This is a genomic window from Candidatus Velamenicoccus archaeovorus (genome assembly GCF_004102945.1).
In the GTDB taxonomy this organism is placed as follows: domain Bacteria; phylum Omnitrophota; class Gorgyraeia; order Velamenicoccales; family Velamenicoccaceae; genus Velamenicoccus; species Velamenicoccus archaeovorus.
Genome location: NZ_CP019384.1, coordinates 740,519 through 753,803 on the forward strand (window position 1 = coordinate 740,519; position 13,285 = coordinate 753,803).

The 13,285-nt window shown below is 51.5% G+C and carries 17 protein-coding genes; all 17 read left to right on the forward strand.

All coding sequences use genetic code 11. The features are described from left to right. Nucleotide 1 precedes the first annotated feature (1 nt). Complete coding sequence (rpsE, locus tag BU251_RS03120; RefSeq protein ID WP_128699443.1) at nucleotides 2-526, forward strand: 30S ribosomal protein S5; 525 nt, start codon at nucleotides 2-4, stop codon at nucleotides 524-526. Next, the gene (gene rplO / locus BU251_RS03125; protein ID WP_128699444.1) at nucleotides 513-962 is read left to right on the forward strand and encodes a 50S ribosomal protein L15; all 450 of its coding nucleotides are present in this window, start codon (nucleotides 513-515) and stop codon (nucleotides 960-962) included. Before rpsE ends, rplO begins: the two co-directional genes overlap by 14 nt. Then, nucleotides 962-2,308 carry a preprotein translocase subunit SecY gene (gene secY, locus BU251_RS03130; RefSeq protein ID WP_128699445.1) on the forward strand — a complete coding sequence of 449 codons (1,347 nt, stop codon included), beginning with the start codon at nucleotides 962-964 and terminating at the stop codon, nucleotides 2,306-2,308. Before rplO ends, secY begins: the two co-directional genes overlap by 1 nt. Before the next feature lie 127 nt (nucleotides 2,309-2,435). Next, complete coding sequence (locus BU251_RS03135) at nucleotides 2,436-3,077, forward strand: adenylate kinase (RefSeq protein WP_128699446.1); 642 nt, start codon at nucleotides 2,436-2,438, stop codon at nucleotides 3,075-3,077. After that, on the forward strand, nucleotides 3,074-3,817 hold the full coding sequence (map, locus tag BU251_RS03140) for a type I methionyl aminopeptidase (protein WP_128699447.1): 744 nt from the start codon (nucleotides 3,074-3,076) through the stop codon (nucleotides 3,815-3,817). Before BU251_RS03135 ends, map begins: the two co-directional genes overlap by 4 nt. Nucleotides 3,818-3,848: 31 nt before the next feature. Next, complete coding sequence (infA, locus tag BU251_RS03145; protein WP_128699448.1) at nucleotides 3,849-4,067, forward strand: translation initiation factor IF-1; 219 nt, start codon at nucleotides 3,849-3,851, stop codon at nucleotides 4,065-4,067. A gap of 62 nt (nucleotides 4,068-4,129) precedes the next feature. After that, nucleotides 4,130-4,243 (forward strand): 50S ribosomal protein L36, encoded by a 114-nt coding sequence (rpmJ, locus tag BU251_RS03150; RefSeq protein WP_128699449.1) that lies wholly within the window; start codon nucleotides 4,130-4,132, stop codon nucleotides 4,241-4,243. Between the two features lie 160 nt (nucleotides 4,244-4,403). Next, the gene (rpsM, locus tag BU251_RS03155) at nucleotides 4,404-4,814 is read left to right on the forward strand and encodes a 30S ribosomal protein S13 (RefSeq protein WP_128699450.1); all 411 of its coding nucleotides are present in this window, start codon (nucleotides 4,404-4,406) and stop codon (nucleotides 4,812-4,814) included. 133 nt (nucleotides 4,815-4,947) lie between these two features. Beyond that, nucleotides 4,948-5,334 (forward strand): 30S ribosomal protein S11, encoded by a 387-nt coding sequence (gene rpsK / locus BU251_RS03160; RefSeq protein WP_128699451.1) that lies wholly within the window; start codon nucleotides 4,948-4,950, stop codon nucleotides 5,332-5,334. A gap of 87 nt (nucleotides 5,335-5,421) precedes the next feature. Continuing rightward, nucleotides 5,422-6,051 (forward strand): 30S ribosomal protein S4, encoded by a 630-nt coding sequence (rpsD, locus tag BU251_RS03165; protein ID WP_128699452.1) that lies wholly within the window; start codon nucleotides 5,422-5,424, stop codon nucleotides 6,049-6,051. Nucleotides 6,052-6,214: 163 nt separating this feature from the next. Continuing rightward, nucleotides 6,215-7,207, forward strand: coding sequence for a DNA-directed RNA polymerase subunit alpha (locus BU251_RS03170; protein ID WP_128699453.1), 993 nt, complete (start codon nucleotides 6,215-6,217; stop codon nucleotides 7,205-7,207). 63 nt (nucleotides 7,208-7,270) lie between these two features. After that, nucleotides 7,271-7,831: a 50S ribosomal protein L17 gene (rplQ, locus tag BU251_RS03175; RefSeq protein ID WP_128699454.1), complete on the forward strand. Its 561-nt coding sequence runs from the start codon at nucleotides 7,271-7,273 to the stop codon at nucleotides 7,829-7,831. Between the two features lie 99 nt (nucleotides 7,832-7,930). Then, on the forward strand, nucleotides 7,931-9,094 hold the full coding sequence (locus BU251_RS03180; protein WP_128699455.1) for a pyridoxal phosphate-dependent aminotransferase: 1,164 nt from the start codon (nucleotides 7,931-7,933) through the stop codon (nucleotides 9,092-9,094). Nucleotides 9,095-9,170: 76 nt separating this feature from the next. Beyond that, nucleotides 9,171-10,430, forward strand: coding sequence for a 3-isopropylmalate dehydratase large subunit (locus BU251_RS03185; protein ID WP_128700949.1), 1,260 nt, complete (start codon nucleotides 9,171-9,173; stop codon nucleotides 10,428-10,430). A 145-nt stretch (nucleotides 10,431-10,575) separates the two neighbouring features. Next, complete coding sequence (locus BU251_RS03190) at nucleotides 10,576-11,622, forward strand: type IV pilus twitching motility protein PilT (RefSeq protein ID WP_128699456.1); 1,047 nt, start codon at nucleotides 10,576-10,578, stop codon at nucleotides 11,620-11,622. Nucleotides 11,623-11,673: 51 nt separating this feature from the next. Beyond that, nucleotides 11,674-12,174 carry a 3-isopropylmalate dehydratase small subunit gene (locus BU251_RS03195; protein WP_128699457.1) on the forward strand — a complete coding sequence of 167 codons (501 nt, stop codon included), beginning with the start codon at nucleotides 11,674-11,676 and terminating at the stop codon, nucleotides 12,172-12,174. Between the two features lie 17 nt (nucleotides 12,175-12,191). Beyond that, the gene (locus BU251_RS03200) at nucleotides 12,192-13,280 is read left to right on the forward strand and encodes an isocitrate/isopropylmalate dehydrogenase family protein (RefSeq protein WP_128699458.1); all 1,089 of its coding nucleotides are present in this window, start codon (nucleotides 12,192-12,194) and stop codon (nucleotides 13,278-13,280) included. The last annotated feature ends 5 nt before the right edge of the window (nucleotides 13,281-13,285 follow it).

Sequence of the window (13,285 nt, forward strand, 5' to 3'; positions counted from 1 at the left end):
GATGGTTGAACCTATTTCCGTGACAGAGAGCAAGGAAGCCATAGAGAAGGTCGTCAGGATCAGCCGTGTGGCCAAAGTGACCAAGGGCGGCAAAAAGCTGTCTTTCAGCGCGCTGGTTGTCGTCGGCAACACGAGGGGTAAGGTCGGCGTTTCCCTGGGAAAGGCGAATGAAGTCTCGGATGCCATCCGCAAGGGTATCGCCCAGGCCAAAAAGAATATGATGCAGGTTCCTTTGCAGGGGACGACCATTCCGCATGATGTGGTGGGAAGGTTCGGTTCGGCCCGTGTCATTTTAAAGCCCGCCGTTGAAGGGACCGGGATCATCGCTTCGGGTCCTGTGCGCGCTGTCTGCGAGGCCGCCGGTATCAAGGATATCCTGACAAAGTGTCTAACCAGCAATAATCCCATGAACGTCATTTTGGCGACGGTCGAGGGTTTGAAAGATTTGAACAGGGACTTGGATATCTTCAGTTTGAGAAAGCAGCGCTTTGAAGCAGCGGAAGGCCAGGAACATGCGAATAACTGATATCCGCGCCCCTCGCGGCGCCAACAAGAAGATCAGGGCTATCGGTCGGGGTGTCGGATCGGGCCGCGGCAAGACCAGTGGCCGCGGGAACAAAGGGCAGGGCTCCAGGGCCGGCCGTGATTTTCGTCCCGGCTATGAAGGCGGCCAGATGATGCTTTTCCGTCGGCTGCCCAAGAGAGGATTCCACAGTCGTTCATCCAATCCTTACCAGATCGTCAATGTCGGTTCCCTGAATAAGTTTGCCAAAGGTTCGGCCGTGACCCCGGACAATCTTTTTGACGAAGGTCTGATTAAGGACAAGGAAGGATTGGTCAAGCTTTTGGGAGACGGCAAGGTTGATAAGGCATTGCATCTTAAAGTGCATCGTGCCACCGAATCGGCTGTCAAGAAGATTCAGGACGCGTCCGGCACGGTAGAGATCCTGAAGAAGTCATAATGATTTCTGCTTTATTAAATTCTTTCAAGATACCGGAGCTCAAGAAACGGATCCTCATCGCTCTGGTGCTTTTGGCCGTTTACCGTGTCGGTTGTTATATTCCGACTCCGGGCATCAACGGTTCCGCCCTGGCGGAATTGTTCAGACGCATTACCTCTTCGGAGGGCGGAGCGCTCTTTGGCATTATGAACATGTTTTCCGGCGGCGCCATGAGCCGTATGACGATCTTCGCTCTGGGGATCATGCCGTATATTTCCTGCTCGATCATCATGCAGCTCTTGACGGCTGTTGTTCCTGCCCTGGAGAAACTGGCCAAGGAAGGCAAGTCGGGTTATCAGAAGATCACGCAGTATACGCGTTACGGCACGGTCCTTTTGTCCATCATCCAGTCGTATTTCATCGCTATCTGGGTGGAAGGCCTGGGGCGTTCGGAAGGCCTACAGATCGTCATGATCCCCGGTTGGGGGTTTCGTATCTTGACGATCTTGACGCTGACGACCGGAACGATCTTTATCATGTGGCTGGGCGAACAAATCCAGGAGCGCGGGATCGGCAACGGCATATCGCTCATCATCACCGCAGGCATCATCTCTAGGATCCCATCGGCGGGCTATCAGTTGTGGGTTTTGTTTTCTCCTTATTCGCCCTCCAAGAGGACGTTGGAACCATATGTTTTTGTGATCATGTCGGTCCTTTTGATCGCCGTGATCCTGGCCGTCACCATGGTCATCCAGGCGGTGAGAAAGATCCCCGTCCAGTACGCCAGGCGTGTTGTGGGCCGTAAAGTCTATGGCGGACAGAGCACGTATATCCCCCTCAAGATCGACCAGTCGGGGATCATCGCCATCATCTTTGCGCAGTCGATCATTTTGTTTCCTGCGACGATTTCATCGTTCATTCCCAACGCCGCCTTTCAAGCCTTTGCCAATAACCTGATCCGCGGCCACGCGTTATACACGATTGTTTACGCCCTTTTGATCGTTTTTTTCTGTTATTTCTACACCGCGATCGTTTTCAATCCGACGGACATCGCGGAGAACATGAAGAAATACGGCGGCTTTGTGCCAGGGATCAGGCCGGGACGGCCGACGTCGGAATATCTGGATTTTGTCATGACGCGCATCACGCTGCCGGGCGCTGTTTTCATGGCGTTTATTGCGATTTTCCCGGATATGCTCATGGCATGGCTGAAGATCCCGTACCTGGTGGCTTCCTTCTTCGGCGGTACGGGCTTGTTGATTATGGTCGGCGTCGTCCTGGATACGATCAAGCAGATCGAGTCGCACCTGTTAATGAGGAACTACGAAGGATTCTTGAAATCGACCAAGTTGAGAGGACGCCGGTAGTGCGCTGAAAGCGCACTGGAGCAATCGAAAATAGAAAATGGAAAATAGAAAAGAAAGAATAATTTCGATTGTGGTCTATTTTCGATCCTCTGTTTTCATAAACAGATAGTTTATCGTTGGTGATTTTATGAAATTAATTTTGTTCGGACCTCCTGGCGCCGGCAAGGGGACACAGGCGAAGATGATGATCGAAGCCTTTCGCCTGCCGCATATCTCGACGGGGGATATCCTGCGCAGCGAGGTGAAAAATAATACCGAACTAGGCAGGGAAGCCAAGACATATATGGAGGCCGGCAAGCTCGTTCCGGATTCTTTGGTGACGGAGATGGTCAAGAAGAGACTGTCGGCACCTGACATCGCCAAGGGGTTCATTCTGGACGGCTTTCCCAGGACGGAAGCCCAGGCGAAGTCCCTGGACAAGATACTTCCGGGCGGGGTCGATAAGGCGATCTATCTTAAGACTTCGGAAGATATTGTGGTACAGCGCCTGACGGGAAGGCGCGTCTGTCCGAAATGCGGCACGAATTATCATCTGAGAAACATGCCGCCCAAAAAAGACATGCTTTGCGATCAGTGTCTGGTAGAGCTGTATCAGCGTCCGGACGACAACGAAGCGACCGTCAAAAACAGATTGCACGTTTATCTGCAGGAATCCGAAGGCGTTCTGAGCTATTACCGTAAGCAGGGCAAGCTCGAAAACATTTCCGGAGACCTGGATTCCAAAGATGTTTTTTCGGACATCAAGAAGATCATCAGTTCTTTAAAATGATCCCTATCAAAGCTTGTCAGGAAATTGACAAGATGCAAGGGGGCGGGCAGATATTGGCGAAGATCATGGCGGAATTGGCTGCCATGGTTTCAGCCGGCGTGACGACCAAAGAGCTCGACGAAAAAGCGGGAGACCTGATTCGTTCTTTTGGTGCGGCGTCTGCGTTTAAGGGGTATCACGGCTATCCGGCGGATGCCTGTATATCGGTCAACGAGGAGGTCGTGCACGGCATTCCCGGTCGGCGGCGCCTGAAGGAAGGCGATATTGTCAGCATCGACATCGGAATCAAACATGACGGGTTCTTCCTGGACATGGCCCAGACGTTTCCTGTCGGCCGGATCGATACGATGCGGCGCCGCTTGATCGAAACGGCCAAAGGGGCGCTGGAAGAGGCCATTAAAGTTTTCAAGCACGGCAATCGTTTGGTGGATATTTCCCGTGTTGTTCAGGTTCATGTCGAAACACGAGGGTTTTCAGTAGTCCGGGATTTTGTGGGACATGGTATCGGACGTGCATTGCATGAAGAGCCGCAGATCCCTAATTACGTGACCAAGGGGGAGAGCCCCCTGCTTGAAACCGGGATGGTTTTCGCCATTGAGCCGATGATCAATGCCGGAAGCTGGGAAGTTAAGGTCCTGGATGACGGATGGACTGCCGTTACAAAGGACAAACAGCCTTCGGCTCATTTTGAGCATACAGTGGCATTGACGGATAAAGGTCCTGTGGTTTTAACCCAATAAGCATCAAATTTAGGGGTTCAACCAACGGTCTATGGCTAAAGAAGAAGCGATTGAGGTTGAGGGAGTCATTACTGAATCTTTGCCCAATGCGATGTTCCGAGTCGAGCTGGAGAATGGGCATAAGATCTTGGCCCATGTTTCTGGAAAGATCCGCATGAACTTCATTAGGATTCTTCCAGGAGACAAAGTAAGGGTGGAGTTGTCTCCTTACGATTTGTCGCGCGGCCGAATCACTTTTAGAAATAAATAATATAAAGCCTAATTTTTCCGCCGCCGGAAAAAGATCGGAAGGGGCGGCATGAGGAGAAGAAAGTGAAAGTAAAATCTTCAATCAGAAGGATTTGCAATAACTGTAAGATCATCAAGCGCCAGGGGATCCTGCGGGTGATTTGCAGTAATCCCAAGCATAAGCAGAAGCAGGGGTAGAGAACTAGAGAATTTTTTTAATCTCTTTATGTATTAACCCCACAAGGGGGTAGACCTTCGCATGCCGCAGAAAGCGGCATACTGGCTTATCCAATGGAGCCAGGTAATACCGAATAAGCGGAGGGTCTAATTCCGCCAGTGGCGGAATTAAGGAGTAAAAATGCCAAGAATTTTAGGTGTCGACCTTCCGAAGGAAAAAAGAATAGACGTGTCGTTGAGATATCTCTATGGAATTGGAGAATCTAATTCTCGCGATATTCTCAAAGAAGCCGGGATAGATCCCGCCAAAAGAGGCAAGGACCTGAGCGAGGAAGAGGTTTCTCATATCACGGCGGTCCTTCAGAAGAGCTATCGCGTGGAAGGCGATCTGCGTAGGGAGATATCGCAGAACATCAAGCGCTTGATGGACATAGGTTCTTACAGGGGCATGAGGCATAAAAAATCCCTGCCTGTCCGCGGTCAGAGGACAAAAACAAACGCCAGGACGAGGAAGGGGCCGCGCAAGAACGTCGGTATCATCAGGGTGGCCGAGGCTCCTGCGAAGAAGCCGGCGCCTGCGGCAGGGAAATGAAGAATAGATATTACTCCTTGCTTAACCGCTTGTAAATTTCCGCCAGGGCAGGCCGGCGGAAATTTACGGCGCAAGCTGCGGAGTTGATTTTGCAAGGAAAGCACCTAAATATAGGCAAAATCAAGGAGTATCAATGGTACAGAGAGGAAAGAAAAAAGGCAAGAAGGTTTTGACATCAACGGCTGGTGTCGTCCACATTCAGGCGAGCTTTAATAATACGATCGTTACGATCGCCGACCGTCAGGGCAACGTTATTTCTTGGTCAACGCCGGGTGTCGTCGGTTTTAAGGGATCGAAAAAATCAACGCCTTTTGCCGCGCAGGTGGCGGCCGGAGACGCGGCAAAAAAGGCCAAGGATGCCGGTCTTGTCGAAGTCGACGTATATGTCAACGGACCCGGCTCCGGGCGAGAATCCGCCATCAGGGCGATTGCGGCCGCGGGTCTGATGGTCAGGATGATTAAAGATGTGACGCCTGTTCCGCATAATGGCTGTCGGGCGCCCAAGAGACGCAGAGTTTAAAGACGATGAAAGACCTCTCGCCGCGCCAAGGGAATAAGGGTGGCGGCTTGGGGTGATCTTCAGAAAGACAGAAACGAGGGAAAATCAATGGCAAAATATACGGGTCCAAGCTGTCGCCTCTGCCGTAGGGAAATGATGAAGTTATTCCTGAAGGGTACGCGCTGTTATACGGAAAAATGCGCTGTAGCGCGCCGGGCATTCCCTCCTGGACAACATGGGCAGGGACGGAGTGCCAAGCTTTCCAATTACGGCTTGCAGCTTAGGGAAAAGCAAAAAGTCAAAAGGATCTATGGGGTCATGGAGCGGCAATTCCGCAGATATTTCGGGATAGCCTCTAAGTCCAAAGGGGTTACGGGCAAGGTTCTTTTGCAGCTTTTGGAAAGACGCTTGGACAATGTGTTGTTCCGTCTGATGTTTGCGACATCTCATACCCAGGCCCGTCAGATTGTCCGTCATGGTTCGGTCTATGTGAACGGCAAGAGGGTCAATATTCCGTCTTTTTCCGTACGCGCCGGAGACGTTGTCGAGATCAAAGGAAAAGAAGGCGTCAAGAAGACCGTGAGGACCAATATGGAACTTTCCAAGGACAGGGGCGTCGCTCCCTGGCTTCAGCTGGATGCCGATGTCCTGAAAGGCACAGTTACGCGTCTGCCTGACCGGGATGATATCCAGATGCCTATTCAGGAACAGTTGATTGTCGAGTTGTATTCCAAGTAGAAGATTTCTTCGAAGATAAAGATGCCTGTCTGTAGTTGCGGCGGGTCTAGCTCAGAAAAGAGCAGACCGCCATATCCGATAATGGCGGGTCTAGCTCAGAAAAGAGCAGACCGCCATATCCGATAATGGCGGGTCTAAGCACGGTGGGAATGGAGGAGACAAGATGGGGATTAAGTGGAAAGATTTTCAGTTACCCAAGTTTTTAGAAATAGATGAGGCGACGCATACGGGGACCTATGCCAGATTTATCGCTGAGCCTTTTGAGCGCGGTTTCGGCGTGACGCTGGGTAACTCCTTGAGGCGCGTCTTGTTGTCTTCCATCGAGGGCAGCGCCGTGACGGCCGTCAAGATCGAAAATGTCCTTCATGAATTCAGCGCTATTGAAGGCGTGCAGGAAGACGTGACGGATATCATCCTCAATATCAAGAATCTGATCTTGAGTTCGCATTCCCGGGCTCCCAAATCCGTCTATATCAAGAAAGACAAGGCCGGAGAGGTGACAGGGCGTGATATCATTACAGACGGGACCGTTGAGGTCTTGAATCCGGACCTTCATATCGCCACCTTGACCAAGGACATTAAATTCAATGTTGAGATCGAAGTGGGCCGGGGCCGGGGATATGTGGCTGCCGAGGTCAACAAGAAAGAAGAACAGGCGATCGGAGCCATTCCGGTGGATTCGGCTTTTTCACCCGTCAAAAAAGTGGCTTATCACGTCGAAAATACCCGCGTCGGCCAAAAGACGGATTACGATCGTCTCGTCATCGAGGTATTCACCAACGGCAGCATCGATCCTAAGGATGCGATGCTATACGCCGCCAATATCCTGCGCGGTCATTTGGATGTTTTCCTTAATCTGGGGCAGATCCCCGAAGAGATGGAAGAGGAAGAAGCCATGACGCCCGAGGAGGCCCAGCTTTATGAAAAGCTGCGTCTGCCGATTTCCGAGCTTGAATTGTCCGTCCGCAGTTCCAACTGCTTGCGCGAGGCCGACATCAAGATCATCGCTGATTTGGTCAGGAAGTCGGAGAGTGAACTTCTGGGGTTAAGGAATTTCGGAAAGAAGTCCTTGACGGAGGTCAAAGAGCTTATTGTGGCGATGGGTCTGAATCTCGGGATGCAGATCGACGAAAATAAATTGAAGAAAGAGAAGTAAAAACGATTGCACGGATGACAAATAAGATTACACGGATCAAATCAGTGTGATCGGAGAAAATCGATGAGACACAGAATCAAGACACAGAATCTCTCTCGCTTCAGTTCTTACTACAAGGCCACGTTGAACTCTTTGGCCCAGGCTGTTGTGAAGAACCAGAGAATCATTACGACCAAACTGAAGGCTAAGCTTGCCAAGAAGCTCGTTGATCGTCTCGTCACCTGGGGCAAGCAAGCAGATTCGCTTGCCGCGCGACGGAGGGCTTTTCGCGTCCTCTGTGATCATGCATTGGTGCAGAGGCTGTTTTCCGACATCGCTCCGATGTTCCGCGAGAGGAACGGCGGTTATACGCGCATCATTCCTTATAAAAGGCGCCGGGGAGACAATGCCGAAATCGTCATTCTGGAATTGACGATGATTAAAGAAAAACAGAAGACGCTCAAGCACAAGACGGTCCCGGCGACGGCTGAGAAGCCTAAGGCAGAGAAACCCCTCGAGACGCAGGCCCATGTTGAGCCGGCTCCTCCTGAAAAAGAAAAGCACAAGCACGAGGCAAAAAAGCCGTTGAAAAAACCGTTGGGCGGCTTGGGCAAAATTTTTAAGTCAGAGCGGGATTCTTTATAAGTATCAAAGTATCGGAGTGTCAGAGTGTCAGAGAAATAAGACCAAAAGTTCTTTGTTTTTGTACTTTGACGCATTGATGCCTTGACACGTTGACACTAAATGTTATCTAAGCGCGCCACACAGGTCGGTCCTTCGGCAACTCTCCAGATCACGGCTACAGCCAAAAGAATGGTCAAAGAGGGTAAGGATGTTGTTGCCTTCGGAGCAGGCGAGCCTGATTTTGATACGCCGGATGTCGTTAAATCGGCGGCCGTCGCCGCCATCCAGTCCGGTTTCACTAAATACACCCCCACCTCCGGGATCCCCGAGCTTAAAGAGGCCATCGTTAGAAAGTTGAAGAACGATAATGGGCTGGACTATGAAGCCGGCGCCGTTGTCGTTTCCTGCGGGGCCAAGCATTCCCTTTATAATATCTTCCAGGTCATTGTGGACGCAGGGGATGAGGTCTTGATCCCCGTTCCATACTGGGTGAGCTATCCTGAAATGGTCAAGCTTGCCGGCGGCAAACCTGTCTTCATCCAGACAAATCTCAAAGAAGATTTCAAGATCACCCCCGAGAAACTGCGTTCCTGTGTCTCCAAGAAGACCAAAGCCCTTGTGTTGAATAGCCCATCCAATCCCTGCGGCGTGGTTTACCGTCGGCAGGAACTCAGCGCCATCGCGGATTTCTGTACAGAAAATAACATTTACTGCATCAGCGACGAGATCTATGAGAAGATCATTTTTGACGGCATCGAGCATGTTTCGATAGCGTCTTTGTCCGAAAAGATCAAGAAGCTGACGGTGACGGTGAACGGTTTTTCGAAATCTTATTCCATGACAGGGTGGCGTCTGGGGTATTGCGTTGCCGAAAGCGGAATCGCGAAGGCCATCTCCAATATCCAGGACCATTCGACGTCCAACCCGACGTCGTTCGTCCAGAAGGCCGCCCTTGCGGCCTTTTCGCTGGGCCCGGCATTTTTTGACGATGCCCGCAGGAAATTTCAGGAACGCAGGGATTATATCGTTTCGAGACTCGATAAGATGAACACAGTTCTTTCTTACAAGAAGCCGGAAGGGGCTTTTTATATCTTTGTGAATATCAAGAAGACAGGAATGGATTCGTTTGCGTTTGCCAAGCGTCTACTTGAGGAAAAATATGTGGCTTTGATTCCCGGAGGACCGTTTGGCTGTAATGATTATGTCCGGATCAGCTTTGCGACGAGTATGGAGAAAATCAAGACAGGTCTGGATAGGATTGAAGAGTGGGTGAATCAGCTATAAAAGATCCCTCGCTGCATAAGAGTTATGTTTATGGCAGCTCGGGATCATTCGCTGAAAAATTTTCTGAGGGCGAATGATGGGTAAGACGATAGCAGAAAAGATTTTAAGCAATCATGCAGGCCAGGATTTGAAGGCCGGAGATTTTGCCGTCTGCAACATCGACTTTTGTTTCGGGCAGGACGGGACGAGTGGTATCATCGTGGATCGTTTTCGCGCCCTGGGGATCAAAGAGGCCTTTGATCGCGGCAAATTTGCGATCGTCATAGATCATAGCGCCCCCTCGCCCAATATGGGCGTTTCCGCCGTTCATAAGAAACTGCGTGATTTTTCCCGCGAGAAAGGGCTTCTCCTGTACGATGTCGGGTGTGGCGTTTGCCATCAGGTGATCCCCGAAAACGGACATGTGCTCCCCGGAGACCTTGTTCTTGGGGCGGATTCCCATACCTGTACCTATGGCGCCCTAGGCGCCCTTTCAACAGGCGTCGGCTCCACGGATTTGGCCATCAGTCTTGCTTGTGGCAAGAACTGGTTTAAGGTACCGCAGTCGATCAAGATTGTGGTTCACGGAAAGCTCGGCCGTGGCGTCTATTCCAAGGATCTTATCCTGCATATTATCGGGGACTTGAAGGCAGACGGTGCCACCTACCAGTCGGTCGAGTTTTATGGATCCTGCATTGATGCTTTAAGCATGGATGCGCGTTTTACTATCTGCAATATGGGCGTCGAGATGGGGGCGAAGTTCAGCGTTATTCCCGCCGATAAAAAAACGTTGGCATGGCTTTCCGGACGTAATAAAATGAGAAAACCGAGTCCTCGCTACGCGGATAAGGATGCGGTTTACAGTCTTGTGAAGGAATATGACGCGTCCAGGATCGGGCCGCAGTTGGCCAAGCCTCATGCCGTCGACAACAATGCGGTTGTTGAAGAGCTCGTCGGAACCCATATCGACGAGGCCTATCTGGGGACATGCACCAATGGCCGCTTGGAAGACTTGGAGATCGCGGCCGGAATGCTTAGGGGCCGCAGGGTATCAAAGAATGTTCGTTTCATCGTGGCGCCGGCGTCGAGAAACATTTACCTTCAGGCCATGAAAAAAGGCTTGATTGGTATTTTGGTCCAGGCAGGTGCCAGTGTCGTGACTCCCGGGTGTGGGCCATGCGTCGGGACGCATAACGGTGTGCCTTCAGTGGGCGAAGTGGTTGTTTCTACCGCTAACAGGAATTTCAAGGGTCGCATGGGCAATCCGGAATCTTTTATTTATCTCGGTTCTCCGGCGACGGTCGTGGCATCTGCTATTGAGGGCTGCATTGCAGATCCGAGGGCATATTTAAAATAGACGGCCGGATGCCGGCCCTGGCTTAAACACTTGTAAATTTCCCCTCCGGCCGGCTGAACCGGCCTTCGGGAAATTTACAGCGTAAACTGCGGAGTTCATTTTGCTGGGAACAAATACCCATCATAGACAAAATGAAGGAGTTCATATGGAACTCAGAGATCTATTGTTGCTGACAATTGAGAAGAAAGCTTCGGACCTTCATTTGACGGAAAATTCTCCGCCAATCCTCAGGATCGATGGTCGGCTTGTCTTGACGGACTATCCCAGATTGACACGGGATGATACGAAGAAGATGATTTATGCCATTTTGACCAACGAGCAGAAAGAGATATTCGAGAGGAACTGGGAACTGGATCTTTCTGTGGCCATGGCGGGGATGGACAGGTTTAGGGTGAATATTCATGTCCAAAGAGGTTCCGTGGAAGGCGCCTTTCGTCGCATCCCCCTGGAGATCCCCAGATTGCAAGACTTGGGGTTGCCTCCTATTGTGGCTGAATTGGCGCGCAAACCCAATGGTCTGGTCCTGGTGACTGGTCCGACAGGCGTCGGCAAGACGACGACCATGGCGGCAATGATTGACCTCATTAATAGCGAACGCCAGGAAATGATCATTTCGATTGAAGACCCGATCGAATACTTGCATTATAACAAGAAGAGCGTGATCAAACAGAGAGAGGTTTATTCCGATACCAAGTCTTTTGCCGAAGCGCTTCGCCATGCATTGCGTCAGGATCCGGACATCATTTTCGTCGGAGAGATGAGGGACCTGGAGACCATTTCCACTGCCCTGACGGCCGCTGAGACGGGCCACTTGGTCTTGGCAACGTTGCATACGCCGGATGCGCCGCAGACGGTCGAGCGTATCATCGATGTTTTTCCCCCGCATCAGCAGCAGCAGGTCAAGTTGCAGCTGGCAGACTGTCTGCAGGGTGTCGTTTCCCAGCTTCTTTTGCCGCGTGCCAGCGGCATCGGCCGTGTCGTCGCCACAGAGATCATGATCGGCACCCCGGCGGTCCGCAACCTGGTCCGCGAACAGGAGATCGAGCAGATCCCCACCCTGATCCAGACGGGCCATCAATTCGGCATGAGGACCATGGACAAAACGCTCAAAGAACTTTACAAAGAAGGGACGATCAGTTACGAAGCGGCCTTGTCTAAGGCCAAGAACGTGGATGAATTCAAGAACTTGTAGAGCGATTGCACAGATTGCCGAAAGCAGATTACACAGAAAGCGCAAGGTGTTATGATTCTCAGGGGCTTTTCCTATAAGATTGGCGACGATATCAATACGGACTATATCATTTCCGGTCGATATAAGTTTTCCATCAGCGATATGAAAGAACTTGCCAAGCATATCATGGAAGACATCGATCCGGCTTTTTATTCGCGTCTGAAGCCCGGCGCTTCTTTCCTGGTGGCCGGGAAAAATTTCGGGATGGGTTCGTCGCGCGAGCAGGCGCCTCTCGTCATCAAAGAGGCCGGGATCGTCGGCGTCGTGGCCAAAAGTTTTGCGCGGATCTTTTATCGCAATGCCATCAATATCGGCCTGCCTTTGATTGAAGCCGATACGACCGGGATCCGCGAGAATGACGAGTTGCAGATCGACCTGGAGAATGGCGAGTTGCGCAACCTGACCCAGAAGACGAAGATGAAAATCAATCCCCTTCCGCCTGTCATGCGTAAACTTCTCTCAGACGGCGGCCTCGTCGAGCATTTCAAAAAATACGGCGGCATCAAGCTGTAGCCTTCAGACGGAGCATCATGGCGAAATACACCATCACTCTGATCCCCGGAGACGGGATCGGTCCGGAAGTGAGCCTTGCGGCCAAGCGTTGCATCGAAGCCACCGGCGTCGACATTCGCTGGGAAGAATTCATTGCCGGAGAAGCGGCCATCAAGAAATTCGGAACGCCGTTGCCGGATGACGTCATAGCCTCCATCAGGAAAAACAAGGTCGCCATCAAAGGGCCGATCGTCACGCCTGTAGGGACCGGTTTTCGCTCGGTCAACGTCCAGCTGCGTCACGCCCTTGATCTTTACATTTGTCTGCGGCCGGCGCGCAGCATGGAGGGTGTATCCGCGGCTTTCAAGAATATAGATCTTGTTATTGTCCGCGAGAACAGCGAAGATCTTTATATGGGGATCGAGTTTCAGGAAGGGTCGCCTGATGCCGCCAAGGTGATTGAGACCATTAACGCTTTGAGCCCGAAGAAGATCCGCGAGGATTCAGGCATTTCCATCAAACCCATCTCAAAATTCGCGACGCGCCGTATCGTTAAATTCGCCTTCGAATATGCCTTGAAAAACGGCCGCAAGAAAGTCACGGCTGTCCATAAAGCGAACATCATGAAGCATACGGACGGCCTCTTTCTGGCCGTGGCCAGAGAAGTGGCCCAGGAGTATGCCGGCAAAGTCGAATTTGGCGATGCGATCGTCGATAATCTCAGCATGCAGCTGGTGACTAAGCCTCAGAATTTTGATGTCCTGGTGTTGCCGAATCTCTACGGAGACATTATTTCTGATTTGTGTGCCGGGCTCGTCGGCGGGCTGGGCGTGGCTCCCGGCGCCAATCTGGGCGACGGGATCGCTTTGTTTGAACCCGTCCACGGGTCGGCCCCGAAATACACCGGCATGAATAAAGTCAATCCGACCGCCACGATCCTTTCGGGCGTCATGATGTTGCGTTATCTGGGTGAGATGAAGGCCGCCGATAAGCTGGAGGGCGCCGTCAAAGAAGTCATCAGAGAAGGCAGGTATGTTACCTATGATCTCAAAAAAGACAGGAATGACCCGACGGCCGCTTCGACGAGTGGTATGGCCGATGCTATCATCAAAAAAATGAAAGGGTAGCAGTT

Bases quoted from the DNA above. Each gene is read 5' to 3' on its own strand.
- BU251_RS03200 (WP_128699458.1), top strand. From the start codon at position 12,192: ATGGCGAAATACACCATCACTCTGATCCCCGGAGACGGGATCGGTCCG.
- rplO (WP_128699444.1), top strand. From the start codon at position 513: ATGCGAATAACTGATATCCGCGCCCCTCGCGGCGCCAACAAGAAGATC.
- rpsM (WP_128699450.1), top strand. From the start codon at position 4,404: ATGCCAAGAATTTTAGGTGTCGACCTTCCGAAGGAAAAAAGAATAGAC.
- BU251_RS03185 (WP_128700949.1), top strand. From the start codon at position 9,171: ATGGGTAAGACGATAGCAGAAAAGATTTTAAGCAATCATGCAGGCCAG.
- infA (WP_128699448.1), top strand. From the start codon at position 3,849: ATGGCTAAAGAAGAAGCGATTGAGGTTGAGGGAGTCATTACTGAATCT.
- secY (WP_128699445.1), top strand. From the start codon at position 962: ATGATTTCTGCTTTATTAAATTCTTTCAAGATACCGGAGCTCAAGAAA.
- BU251_RS03190 (WP_128699456.1), top strand. From the start codon at position 10,576: ATGGAACTCAGAGATCTATTGTTGCTGACAATTGAGAAGAAAGCTTCG.
- BU251_RS03180 (WP_128699455.1), top strand. From the start codon at position 7,931: ATGTTATCTAAGCGCGCCACACAGGTCGGTCCTTCGGCAACTCTCCAG.
- rplQ (WP_128699454.1), top strand. From the start codon at position 7,271: ATGAGACACAGAATCAAGACACAGAATCTCTCTCGCTTCAGTTCTTAC.
- rpsK (WP_128699451.1), top strand. From the start codon at position 4,948: ATGGTACAGAGAGGAAAGAAAAAAGGCAAGAAGGTTTTGACATCAACG.
- map (WP_128699447.1), top strand. From the start codon at position 3,074: ATGATCCCTATCAAAGCTTGTCAGGAAATTGACAAGATGCAAGGGGGC.
- rpsE (WP_128699443.1), top strand. From the start codon at position 2: ATGGTTGAACCTATTTCCGTGACAGAGAGCAAGGAAGCCATAGAGAAG.
- BU251_RS03170 (WP_128699453.1), top strand. From the start codon at position 6,215: ATGGGGATTAAGTGGAAAGATTTTCAGTTACCCAAGTTTTTAGAAATA.
- BU251_RS03195 (WP_128699457.1), top strand. From the start codon at position 11,674: ATGATTCTCAGGGGCTTTTCCTATAAGATTGGCGACGATATCAATACG.
- BU251_RS03135 (WP_128699446.1), top strand. From the start codon at position 2,436: ATGAAATTAATTTTGTTCGGACCTCCTGGCGCCGGCAAGGGGACACAG.
- rpsD (WP_128699452.1), top strand. From the start codon at position 5,422: ATGGCAAAATATACGGGTCCAAGCTGTCGCCTCTGCCGTAGGGAAATG.